General features: G+C 61.6%; 11 protein-coding genes. 5 read left to right on the top strand and 6 right to left on the bottom strand.

All coding sequences use genetic code 11. The features are described 5' to 3' along the window. Positions 1-10 precede the first annotated feature (10 nt). The gene (locus AC6CHO_RS13980) at positions 11-784 is read left to right on the top strand and encodes a FadR/GntR family transcriptional regulator (RefSeq protein ID WP_498215794.1); all 774 of its coding nucleotides are present in this window, start codon (positions 11-13) and stop codon (positions 782-784) included. 15 nt (positions 785-799) lie between these two features. Here AC6CHO_RS13980 and AC6CHO_RS13975 read toward each other — a convergent pair whose 3' ends face one another. The 5 genes from AC6CHO_RS13975 to AC6CHO_RS13955 are packed head-to-tail and all read right to left on the bottom strand — an operon-like array spanning position 800 to position 7,337. Further along, the gene (locus tag AC6CHO_RS13975) at positions 800-2,215 is read right to left on the bottom strand and encodes an amidase (RefSeq protein WP_498215792.1); all 1,416 of its coding nucleotides are present in this window, start codon (positions 2,213-2,215) and stop codon (positions 800-802) included. Positions 2,216-2,242: 27 nt separating this feature from the next. Next, entirely contained in the window at positions 2,243-3,985 is a 1,743-nt protein-coding gene (locus AC6CHO_RS13970; RefSeq protein WP_498215790.1) for a dipeptide ABC transporter ATP-binding protein, read from the bottom strand. A 2-nt stretch (positions 3,986-3,987) separates the two neighbouring features. Then, positions 3,988-4,839 carry an ABC transporter permease gene (locus tag AC6CHO_RS13965; protein WP_498215789.1) on the bottom strand — a complete coding sequence of 284 codons (852 nt, stop codon included), beginning with the start codon at positions 4,837-4,839 and terminating at the stop codon, positions 3,988-3,990. Then, positions 4,839-5,786, bottom strand: coding sequence for an ABC transporter permease (locus tag AC6CHO_RS13960; RefSeq protein WP_498215787.1), 948 nt, complete (start codon positions 5,784-5,786; stop codon positions 4,839-4,841). The genes AC6CHO_RS13965 and AC6CHO_RS13960 overlap by 1 nt, the downstream gene beginning before the upstream one ends. A 30-nt stretch (positions 5,787-5,816) precedes the next feature. Next, positions 5,817-7,337 carry an ABC transporter substrate-binding protein gene (locus AC6CHO_RS13955; protein ID WP_498215785.1) on the bottom strand — a complete coding sequence of 507 codons (1,521 nt, stop codon included), beginning with the start codon at positions 7,335-7,337 and terminating at the stop codon, positions 5,817-5,819. Positions 7,338-7,520: 183 nt separating this feature from the next. On the opposite strand from AC6CHO_RS13955, the gene AC6CHO_RS13950 reads away from it, so the two are divergent. Beyond that, on the top strand, positions 7,521-8,279 hold the full coding sequence (locus AC6CHO_RS13950; RefSeq protein WP_498215783.1) for a FadR/GntR family transcriptional regulator: 759 nt from the start codon (positions 7,521-7,523) through the stop codon (positions 8,277-8,279). Positions 8,280-8,304: 25 nt separating this feature from the next. Here AC6CHO_RS13950 and AC6CHO_RS13945 read toward each other — a convergent pair whose 3' ends face one another. Next, a complete protein-coding gene (locus AC6CHO_RS13945; protein WP_498215781.1) occupies positions 8,305-8,889 on the bottom strand; it encodes a GNAT family N-acetyltransferase in 585 nt (194 codons plus the stop codon). 126 nt (positions 8,890-9,015) lie between these two features. Between AC6CHO_RS13945 and AC6CHO_RS13940 the strand changes: the two genes are divergently transcribed. From AC6CHO_RS13940 to AC6CHO_RS13930, 3 genes are read left to right on the top strand one after another with little or no spacing between them, the layout of a single operon-like run. Beyond that, positions 9,016-10,290, top strand: a complete 1,275-nt coding sequence (locus AC6CHO_RS13940) for a sensor histidine kinase (protein ID WP_498215780.1) — start codon at positions 9,016-9,018, stop codon at positions 10,288-10,290. Further along, positions 10,278-10,967, top strand: coding sequence for a LuxR C-terminal-related transcriptional regulator (locus tag AC6CHO_RS13935; RefSeq protein WP_498215779.1), 690 nt, complete (start codon positions 10,278-10,280; stop codon positions 10,965-10,967). Before AC6CHO_RS13940 ends, AC6CHO_RS13935 begins: the two co-directional genes overlap by 13 nt. Continuing rightward, positions 10,964-11,839 carry a DUF4097 family beta strand repeat-containing protein gene (locus AC6CHO_RS13930; protein WP_498215778.1) on the top strand — a complete coding sequence of 292 codons (876 nt, stop codon included), beginning with the start codon at positions 10,964-10,966 and terminating at the stop codon, positions 11,837-11,839. The genes AC6CHO_RS13935 and AC6CHO_RS13930 overlap by 4 nt, the downstream gene beginning before the upstream one ends. Positions 11,840-11,901 lie beyond the last annotated feature (62 nt).

The raw sequence follows: 11,901 nt of genomic DNA, 5'->3' as shown, positions 1-11,901 counted from the left end.
GAAACCACCCATGGCGCAGTTGCCCCGGCCGGCAGAAGCCCCCAAAGCACGGGCTTTCGAATCCATCGTGAACCACATCGAGCAACAGGTGCTCTCCGGCGAGCTCAAAGCCGGCGAGCACCTGCCGGGCGAACGCGAACTGGTCACGACCTTTCAGGTCAGCCGCTCCTCGGTGCGCGAAGCCATGCGCGTGCTGGAAAGCAACGGCATGATCGCTTCCCGTCCTGGCGACCCCCGCGGGGCGGTGATCCTGGCACCGACCTCGGGGCCCTTGCAGAAAGTGATCTCCCGGCTGGCCCAGGCCTCGGCATCCAGCCTCGCGGACCTGCTGATTTACCGTATGACCCTCGAATCATCGGCTAATTCCCTGGCCGCCACTCGGCGTACCGAGGCCGATCTCCTGCAGCTGGAAAAAGCCATGGCGCGGATGCGCGCGGCCCGGGCACAGGGACAAGAGGCCTTCAGCAAGGCCGACTTGGATTTCCATGATGTTGTGGCCAACGCCAGCGGCCATGCGCTGTTGCGCATTTCCGCTGAGGCCGTGCGCGACTCCATCGAGCAGCTCATCGCCGCAAGCATTGAGCAGAGCGCAGATGACCATGCTCTGATGCAGCGCACCATCGACCACCACGCCCAGGTATTCCAGGCAATTCGCGATCGGGATGCCCACTTGGCGGAGCACTTGGCGCGTAGCAGTCTCTTCGAGTATTACGGCCATCTGCTGGCGGAGGAAGAACGGACCGCCTTGTCCGCTCTTGCCTCCTTCGGCAGCACCCCTGAATAGCAGGATTGCCCGGAACTAATCCAGCTCCAGCCAGTTGGGCACAGCGGTTGCAGGTCGCTGAGATTCGTACCAGCCAGCTGCCTTCAGCACCTGGTCATCTGCTCCTACCCGCCCGGAAAGCTGCACCCCGATGGGCTTGCCATCGCTGGCGAATCCGCAGTTCACTGTCGCAGCTGGCTGTCCCGACATGTTGTAGGGAACGGTAAACCCGATGTGGCTCATCGTGGCATGAGGATCAGGGTGTGGCATGGGCTGCTCGGCGGGGAAGGCGGTCATCGGGGACACCGGCGAAATCACGAGGTCGAATGCGCTGGTGGCGGCAATCGTCGCCTTTTGCATCTGGTCGATGGCCCCGAAGTTCCTGATGGTATCCGCGCCATCAAACTTCCCGCCGTCGGTGCACCACGCGACGATATAGTCCAGCACCTTGGACTGTTCTGCTGCTGGAAGATCCCGGTAGTCCGCCAGCGAGCGTGTCCGCCAAAAACCATCAAGCCGGTCAAGCATCTGTTGATCAATGAATGGATCGAGCACTTCCACACCTGCCCCTGCAGCTGCAAATAAATCAGCGACAGCGGAAACTGCCGCAGCGACTTCTGGCTCGACTGCTGCACCGGCGTTGGCATCGAGGTGTACGGCGACTTTCAGTCCCCGCACGTCGATAGGTTCTGCCGCCCAGTCCATGGCGGGGTAGGGCCTGGTCGTGTAATCCCGAAGATCGGGTTGAGCGAGAATCGACATGAACAGGGCAATATCAGTGACGCTGCGGCCCATCGGCCCCGCGACCCTGCCGATATACGGCACATCCAGCGGAATCAGGCCGGCGCTCGGCTTGAGCGTCGCCAATGCCTGCCATCCGCCCGGCAGCCGAATCGAGCCTCCGATATCCGTGCCGACATGCAGGGGCCCGTAGCCTGCCGCCGCGGCGGCCCCTGCCCCGGCGCTGGATCCGCCGGTAGTCCATTGCGGGTTCCACGCACTGCGGGTAATACCGTGCAGGCTGGAAACCCCGGAGGAGAGCATGCCCCAGTCCGGCATGGTGGTGGATCCGACAATGACCGCTCCAGCTTCCAGGATCCGGTCGGTGATGGGAGCGTTCTGCGTGGGAATCTTTGGATTGGAAAGAGCGGTTCCCGATGGCATCGGAATACCCTCCCGGGCAATATTCTCCTTGACCGTGACCGGCACTCCATCCAGGGCGCCGCGGGGTGCTCCGCTGGCCCAGCGTTGCTCGCTTTGCTCGGCTTGGCGCAGCACGTCCTGAGGATCGAACGTGTACATCGCGTTGAGTACCGGCTCGCGTTCCTCGACACGGCCGATCACCGAGCGGGCTACCTCCACGGGTGATAGCTCGTGCGCGGCGTAGGCCGCACCGAGTTCACGAGCCGAGAGCTGGTGCAGCGCTGTGGAATGCTCTGATAGTTGTGACATGCGAACCTCTCGATGTGGGCAGTACTCCTAGCGAGTCGCTAGTTCCTCGCGAAGCGACATTGATGAATTCACCAATGTGCGGGTGTAGCTATGCTGCGGATTGTCGTAGATCTGCTCGGTGGTCCCGCTCTCGACGATCACTCCGTGGTTCATCACCACGACGTTGTCGCAGATGTAGCGCACGACAGAGAGGTCATGGGAGACGAAGACCAAGGTCAGCTGGTAGCCATCGACCAAATCGGAGAGCAGGTTGAGCACCTGGGCCCTGACCGAAACATCCAGCGCGCTCACGGGCTCATCAGCGACGAGCACCTTGGGCTCGCAGATCAATGCCCGGGCAATCGAAATCCTCTGCCGTTGCCCGCCCGAGAACTGGTGCGGGAAGCGTTCAGCGGCATCGGCCGGCAACCCCACCGCACCGAGCATGTCGGCCACTTGCTTCCGGTGCCTTGCGCTGCCGACCTTTTGCCCCGGAGCCAGCAAAGGCTCGGCGATGATGTCTCTGACTTTCATGCGTGGATCCAGGGACCCCATGGGATCCTGGAAAACGATCTGCAATTGCTGGCGCAGTTGCAGCAGGTCTTTTTCCCTGGCACCAGCGATTTGGTTGCCGGCCACTTGCACGCTGCCTGAAGTCGGCTGGTCGAGTCCGGCGAGGATTCGCAGCAGGGTAGATTTCCCGGATCCCGATTCGCCCACGACGCCGAATCGTTGGCCTGCGGCCACGTCAAAGGAAATGCCTCGCAGCGCTTGCACTTCGCCCGGCTTGCCAAAGAGCGACGTGCGGCCCACCGGGTAAGTGCGGACAAGATCCTTGACGCTGATCACCGGTTCCTTGCCGTCAGCCGCCACCTGCTGATCTGGCTCCGGAACCTTGGCCTCAGTGATGGCTTCTGGCTGTGGATCATCAAGCGATGGTGGCACATAGGCTGCGGCCGAGGCCACCGTGAATAACCGCCCATCGGCATCGGTGGCATTCAAATCCGAAGCCGCCAACAAGCCGCGCGTGTAGTGATGCTGCGGGTTGCTGAAGACTTCTTCGGTGCTTCCCTCTTCGACAATGCGCCCGTTGTTCATCACCAGAACCCGATCGCAGACATTGGCCACAACTGACAAGTCATGGGTGATGAACAGCAATCCGGTACCGCGTTCAGCCACGGATTCCTGGATCAAATCCAGCACTTGGCGTTGCACCGTGACGTCCAGCGCGGTCGTCGGCTCATCGCACAAGAGCAGTCCCGGATCGTTGGCCAGCGCCATGGCCAGCATGGCCCGTTGCCGCTGGCCGCCCGAAAGCTGATGCGGATAAGACCGCGCGGCGCGTTCAGGATCCGGCAATTTGACCGAGGCCAGCAGCTCAACGGCACGCTGGCGCGCTTCGGCCTTGTTACCCACGCTCTTGTGAGTGCTCATGATTTCCGCGACTTGCTTCCCGACCTTCATGAGCGGGTTCAAGGCGGTCAACGGCTCCTGGAATACCATGGCCATGTCCTTGCCACGGATCTTCTGCAGTTCCTTGTCGCTGGCGTCCACCAGGTTTCCGGCATGGCTGGCAAGCTGGATCGACCCCTGGGCGCTGACTCCCTCGGGAAGCAGGCCCATCAATGCCGATGTGGTCATTGACTTGCCCGAACCGGATTCGCCGATCAGTCCCACCCGGTCCCCGCGTTTCATGCTCAGGTTGAAGTCCGTGACCAATGTGCGGGTCTTGGTTTTGATCGTCAGGTTGGAGACTTCCAACAGGTTTGAGCGCACGTCGTTTTCGGCCATGATTAGCGCTCTCCGTTCAGTTTGGGATCGAACCGGTCCCGCAAGCCGTCACCCAGCAGGGTAAAGCCCAATACGGCAGTCGCGATCGCTACACCTGGCCAGACGGCCAGCATCGGGTAGGTGCCGAGGAACTGCTGCGATTCCTGGAGCATGCGCCCCCAGGATGGCACCGGTGGCGGGGTGCCCAGCCCGAGGAAGGACAATGCCGCTTCGGCCAATACGGCGATGGCAAAGGAAACGGAGCACTGGACGACAACCATGCCGATGATGTTGGGCAAGACGTGGCGCCTTGCGATCCTCCAGCTGCTCTGGCTCGCTGCCTTGGCCGCCATGATGTATTCGGTGCTCATCACCTGCAGCGTTCCGCTGCGGGCAACACGAGCGAAGCCCGGGATCGAGCCGATGCCGATGGCAAGCATGGCGGTCAGGGTGCTGGCCCCGAACACCGCGCCGAACATGATGGCTACCAGCAGCGCCGGAAAAGCTAGCAGGATATCGGCGCCGCGCATGGTGACTTCCTCTGTCATGCCTCCGCGCATCCCGGCCAGGATCCCCAGCGGGGTGCCGATCAGCAAGGCGATGCCAACCGCGACAAGGCCAACCAGCAAGGTGATGCGTGCTCCGTAGAGCACCCCGGAAAACACGTCTCGGCCGTATCGGTCGGTGCCCATCAGATGCTGGGCGCTTGAACCTTGCAAGCGGTCGGCGGGGACGGCCTGGACCGGGTCATAGGGGGTCCAGATAAAGGAGACCAAGGCCGCGATAAGCACCAGGGCGACGAGCGCGCCGCCCACGATCAACGTCGATGACAGCTTGCGCTGGGCGGGCTTGGCCACCATTTGTTCTTGCGCCATTACGCTCCCTTTCTGATGCGTGGATCAAGGATCGTATAGAGCACGTCGACGACCAGATTGATGATCAACGTGATGGCCACGAGCACCATCACCACCGATTGCACGGTGAGCAGATCGCGGTTTCCGACGGCATCGAGCAGCATGGATCCCAAACCGGGAATAACGAAGACCCGTTCAATGACTACGGCTCCGATGATCAACGCCGCCAGCTGCACGCTGGTGACCGTGAGCACCGGAATCGACGCATTGCGCAGGCCGTGCTTAATCAGCGCCTGCAGCTTGCTCAGTCCTTTTGACCGTGCGGTGCGCAGATAGTCTTCACTCATGACTTCCATGACTGCGGAGCGGACATACCGGGTAAGGATGGCGCCCTGGACCGAGGCCAGGGCGAGCACCGGCAAGATCACGCGCGCCAGGAAGTCGGCAAAATCAACGCCGGGCGGGGTCCACCCGTTGGCCGGCAGCCAGCCCAGGCCTACCGCGAACACCACGACCAGCAGGATTCCGGCAAGGAAGTTGGGAACGGCAACTCCCAGCTGGCTGATTCCGCTAATCAGGATGCCGCTGGGGTTACGGTGCTTGACCGCTGCGTAGGTTCCAAAGGGAACCGCAATAGCCAAGGCCACGATCATCGCCAATACGACAAGGATCAGGCTGACTTGGACCCTGTCCGCGATCAGCGGGCTGATATCCTGCCGGGTGACATACGAGGTGCCGAAGTCGCCAAATGGCAGACCCAGCGCCCAATCGAAGTACTGGACGATCAGCGGACGGTCGGTGCCGAATTCCGCACGGGTCTTGGCCAAGAGCTCGGGCGTCGCATTCACGCCCAGGGCGATTTGCGCAGGATCACCGGGGATCGCTCTCATGAAGAAGAACACCGCCACGGTAGCCACCACATACGTGACAACAAACCTCGCCACATTGATCAGTATTCGAAGTCCCATCAGCGATTCCCTTCAGATATCGGCAGCTTGTCAGTTCCAGCCGATTCCGGTCAGATCCAGCGCTTCGGTGACGGAGTTTTCTGGAATTCCAGTGACTCCCGACTTGGCGACAACGATGTTGGGGAAGATGAACAGGGTATCCGCGGCAGCGTCGTCGACGATGGTGCGTACGACCTTCTTCATTCCGTCGACGTATCCGGCTTCATCGGCCGCGTCGGCCTTGGCCGCCACATCCTTGATCTTCGAGTTGTCGTAGCCCAGGTAGTAGTCCGGATTATTGAACATGGCCAAGACATCGCGGCTCTCCACGGCCAGCACCACCGACATCTGGTAGTCCTTCTTGGTGAAGACCTGGTCCAGCCATACCGCAGGGAATTCGGCGGATTCGATACTTGCCTTGATGCCCACATCGGCCAGTTGCGAGACGACGATTTCGGACACCGCGGTGGCGTAAGGACGGGTAGGCACCGTGAACTTCACGCTGAGGTCTTCTGCTCCCGCTTCCTTCAAAAGCTTCTTGGCTTTCTCAGGATCGTAGGGGTAAACGCCATTGAGGTCTTCGTAGTACGGGTCGGTTGTCGGAACTGGCCCACCGACTACAGTTCCGTAGCCATTCCACGCAGTATCGACGACAGCTTGGCGGTCGATGGCATACATGATTGCTTGGCGGACTCGCTTGTCATCAAATGGAGCTTTCTTGTTGTTCATCGACAACACGATTTCTCCGTTGGAGGTTCCCTCCAGAACCTGGAACTGGTCGTTGGATTCAAAGGAGGAAAGCAGTTCCGGGGACTGCATGTTGTAGACGACATCCACGTCACCGGATTGCAAGGCGTTGGTGGTCGCAACCGCGTCCGCGAAGTAGCGCAGCGTCGCCTTTTCGACTGCTGGCTTCTCGCCCCAGTAGTCGTCGCGCGTGGCGAAGTTGATGGACTGGCCGCGGTTCCATGCTTCGATTTCGTACGGGCCGGTGCCGATGGCGGTGCTGGCCAAGTCGTCGACGCCGCTCGGGTCGAACATGGCGCCGACCAGGGTTCCCATGTCGAAAAGCCAGGCATTGCTTGGCTTCTTGAGCGTGACAGCCACTTCGGTGTCGTTGATGACCTTCACCGAATCAACGATGTCCATTTTCGCTTTCAGGCTGGAGACCCATGCGTCGGACTTGACTCGGTCGATGCTGAATTTGACGTCATCGGCGGTGAAGGCTTCGCCGTTGGAGAAGGTAACGCCGTCGCGAAGTGTGAACGTGTAGGTTTTGTTGCCGTTGCCCAGTTTCCATGATTCGGCCAGCAGGGGCTGGATCTTTCCTTCCTGGTCGATCTCGACCAGGCCTTCGTAGACGTTGGACATGAGCGCCTGGGGAATTGCGGCGCCTGCGGTCTTGGTGAAATCGAGATTGACCGGCTCGCCGGTCAACGCCACGGTGACCGAAGTCTTCTCGCTAGCATCGTCGGTCGCGGTCGAGCTTGATCCGGCAGAGCACGCGCTCAAAGCCAATGTGCCAACAAGTGCTGTGGTAACCAACCGGCAGAGGTTTTTCTTCGAGCTCATGATTCTCCATCGTTCAACGTGCCAATGAGTGATGTGATCCATGAAACACCATCCATGCTGATATTTCTACTAAGTTTTCTGGTCTTACCAGTTTGAGAAGTTTTCGGTTTTGCGTGTTATTGAAGCGACAGCTGGGATATCTTTGTCCTCAACCGAGTGTTTTCGATCCAAGGAAGGCTCCACATGAGCAAGCTGACTTTTACGCCGGCCGTGCCAACGCTGACCTACGAGCGAGTTGTCCAGCAGATCGAAGAAGCGATCCTGTCCAAGGAGATCAAGCCGGGACAGCATCTGCCCAGCGAACGCGAGCTGATGACTCAGTTCTCGGTCAGCCGTCCCACGGTTCGCGAGGCATTGCGGGTGCTCCAAAGCCAGGGGCTGATCGCGTCCAAACCCGGTGGACGCAGTGGTCCGGTCGTCTTGCCGGTATCCACGGATCATCTGGAAAGGTCCTTCGCCAACCTCACCCGGATCACTTCCCTGTCGCTCGATGAGCTGGTGCAGTTCCGCATCGTTTTGGAAAGCTCAGCCTGCCAGCTCGCCGCAGTCATGCACAACGATGAGCAGCTGGCCGCGATGCGTGACGCCGTCGAACGCATGGAAGTCGAATCCAGCACCGGGTCCGATTCATTCAACCGCGCCGATCTGGATTTCCACGCCGCGGTATGGGAAGCCAGCCATAACAGCATCCTGCGGATCTGTGGCGAGGCAGTCGCCGGCGCGATCCTGCAGGTCATGAACGATCAGATGAGCCATGCCGATAACGAGACGCGGGAAATGAAGAAAGTCGTTTCCCTGGACCGCGCCATATTCGATGCCATCGAAGCCGGCGATCCGGTCGCAGCGGGCGACGCGGCTAGAACGGCGATCTCCTCGTACTTTCACAAGAGCTTGGATGAGCAAGGACTGCTAGGTGTGCAGGCCCTCACCGAAAAACGGTAGCCACCGGCTCTCTGCCTCGGATGCATCACAACATCTTGCGCATGATCAGCCTCGGCATTCGGCTGGCCACCGCATCGCTGACGCCCACCACTTCGAAGCCGGCCTCCTCGAACATCTTGCGTGTCCCGACAAAGGCCATAGTCAGATCCATCCGGCCTTCAGGATCCACCGGGTAGGCTTCCACCGCAGGTGCGCCCTGGCTCTTGGCATAGTCCAGCGCGCCGAGCACCATCTGGCGGTTCACTCCCCTGCGCCGGTAACCGCCGCGCACCACCATGCAGATGATGCTCCACACCGCCAGATCATCCACCGGCCGGATCAGCTTTGAGTTCTCCAGCCTCGGAATCCGCGCCCGCGGCGAGATGCTGCACCACCCCACCGGCTGGTCCTCCAGATAAGCGATGACTCCCGGGGCGATCTTTTCGCGGGCCAGCGAGCACATCGCTTCATAGCGGTCCTCTCCGCCGTGTTCCCGGATTTCCTGGGCGCTGAGCCGGTGAGACAAACACCAGCAGTGCTTCTGCCGATGATTCGGGTTCACCACCGCAGCGAAGTCTTCCATCCGCGACTCGGTCAACGGTTCGATTCTCAGGGATTGGACGGTATCCATGCCATCATCTTGCGCTCAATCAGGATCCACCACCAGAGCCAACCTGTGAAAAGTTCGGGTTTTCCCTACCGAACTTCTCCGGTTCCCTCGGTACCCGCGCCACAACGCGCAATCTACTGTTGAACTATGACTTCGACACCTTGGTCTCCACCGGGCGCCAGAACCGGGCGCCCACCACTGAAATTAGGCTTCACGCTGCTGCATTTGGCCGTGCTCGGCAGCTTCGGCACCATCGGGCTCTCGCTGCTGATCGCCTGGCTGGCCATGGGCATCGGGCTGACACCTCTGCTGGGCATCGGCCTGCTCCTCCTGGTGGGCCTGCTCTACACATTATTCGCGGTGGCCCGCACCGAAATCGTGCGCATCAGCGGGCTCTACGGCATCGACGCGGTGCCGCTGAATTGGCCGGCCCGTCGCGGACCGGGCTTCGGCCACTACCTGAAAACCCTGGGCCGGGCCTTGGCCGATGGTCGCATGTGGGCTTCGTTGGGCAGCCTGGTGCTCTCCTGCATCATCGGCACGATCATGCTCGGGGTGCTGCAATGGACCGTGCACTTGGCCATCATCTCCTTCGCCCCGCTGACCGATGTGGACACGGTCGCGGGCCCCTTCTCCCTGCATACCCCGGCCGCCCAGGCACCATGGCTGATGCTGCTGGCGATCGCGGGCGCCGGCATCGTGATCGGTACCGCCTTCCTGCACCGCAGCGTCACGGTGGGCATCATCGGGTCCTTGGCCCGCGAAACCCAGCTGACCGAGAAGGTGCGCAGCACCACGGTCCAGCGCGAGGGAGCGGTACGCGCCGCCGAGGTGGAACGCACCCGGATCGAACGCGACCTGCACGACGGCGTCCAGCCCCGGCTGGTTTCGGTGGCGATGACCTTGGGCCTGGCCCATCAGCAGATCGACAGCAACCCGCAGCAGGCCAAGGAATTGGTGGCCGAGGCCCACGCCTCCACCAAGTCGGCCATCACCGAGCTGCGCCAGCTCGCCCGCGGCATCTACGCCTCGGTGCTCGATGACCGCGGCCTGGATGCGGCGCTGTCCGCGGTGGCCGGGCGCTCCCACATCCCGGTCCAGCTTGATGTGCAACTTGAAGGGCGCTACCCCCGGGTGGCCGAGGCTGCCATGTACTTCGCCATCGCCGAAGCGCTGACCAACGCGGCCAAGCATTCGCGGGCCCAGCGCTGCCAGGTCACCGTGCGGGTGCGCGAGCATGACGGGCAAGAGCATTTGTGGGCCCGGATTGAAGACAATGGCGTGGGCTCAGCCCGCATCACCCCCGGCGGCGGGCTGGATGGCATCAACAACCGGGTGGTGGCTGCCGGTGGAACCCTGCAGCTCGACAGCCCGGCCGGCGGACCAACAACACTGGAAGTGAGCGTGCCATGCGTGTACTGATTTGCGAGGACTCGGTCCTGCTTCGCGAAGGGCTGGTGCGATTGCTGGATCACAGCGGGCACCGCGTGGTCGCCGACCTTCCCGACGCCACCGGACTGATGGACTTCCTGGACGCGGCGGCTGGAGAGGACTTCCCGCAGATCGCCATCCTGGATGTGCGATTGCCGCCGAGCTACACCGATGAAGGGATCCGCGCTGCCTTGCAGGTGCGGACCAGGTACCCGGATCTGCCGCTGCTGGTGCTCTCCCAATATGTGGAGGAACGCTACGCCTCGGAATTGATCTCCACCCAATCCGGATCCATCGGCTACCTGCTCAAGGACCGGGTCGCCGACGTCAACGAGTTCATCGCCTCGTTGGAACAGATCGCTGCCGGCCGAACCATCCTGGATCAGGAAGTCGTGGCGCAGCTTTTGACCCGGCGCAACCACGATGACCGGATGCAGCGGCTGACCGATCGGGAACGCAGCGTGTTGGCCGCGGTGGCCGAAGGAAAATCCAATCAGGCGATCGCCGCCATGCTTTTCCTTTCGGAAGCCAGCGTCGAAAAATACATCACCTCCATCTTCCAGAAGCTCGGCCTCGAAGCCGATGGAACGGGCAACCGGCGTGTGCTGGCAGCCCTGGCATATATACAAAACCTGGGCAGCAACAGCACAGATAGGAACGGATCATGACCGACACGCAAACGACTGGGATGCCACCGGTTCATCCCACGCCCCAGGGCAATCCGCGGGCCAACGGCACGGCGCTGAATATCACCCTGGCCGTGATCGGCGGCCTGGTGATCCTGACCCTGCTGATCAGTTCCGCGCGCAGCGCCTTCGCTGCGCTCAACCGGGATAGCACCACCCAGAACGCCAGCATGGAAGGGGTGGGCGGCCTGCAGATCACGGCCGGCTCGGGCAGCTTTGATCTGCGATTCGCGAAGGTCGATGAGGCCACGCTGGAGGTGGATAGCTCCAATTCCCGGGCCTGGGAGCTGAAGCGCGAAGGCAATAAGCTCGTGGTGGATTCGCCGGATTCCTGGGATAACTGGTGCTTCTTCGGTTGCGGCTCCTACGAGAATACCGCTGTGCTGACCCTGCCGGAGTCGATGAATGACGGCAGCCTGGACGCGTCCTTCGAACTGGCCGCCGGGGACTTCAACGCTGTGGGCTCCTACAAGAACCTGGATATCGAGGTGGGCGCCGGCCAGCTGGATATGTCCGGCACCGCACAGACGGCCAAGGTCCATTTGGGCGCTGGCCGGGCCGACGTGTCCCTGGAAGATGTCAACCAGGCCGAGTTCGATATTTCCGCCGGGCATTTGAGCGGGACCCTCTCGGGTAAGGCGCCGCAGAACATCACCGCGAAGGTGAGCGCCGGAGCCCTGGAGCTGGAGCTACCCGATGGCACCTACGATCTGCGCCAGAATGTCGAGGCCGGCGACGTGAGCAATTTGCTGGCCACGGATATGGATTCGCCGAATAAGATCTCGGTAGATGTCTCGGCGGGCCATGCTACCTTCTACCCGCAGGATTCGGGCCCCGGCCTGTGGGAGCACTAGCCTTCTCCCAGCACAACAGCGCGAGCCGCCATGGATTCTTGATCCTTGGCGGCTCGCGCTGT

The sequence above is a fragment of the Glutamicibacter sp. GQ173 genome (genome assembly GCF_059759215.1).
This window is presented reverse-complemented; position numbering and strand designations above follow the sequence as displayed.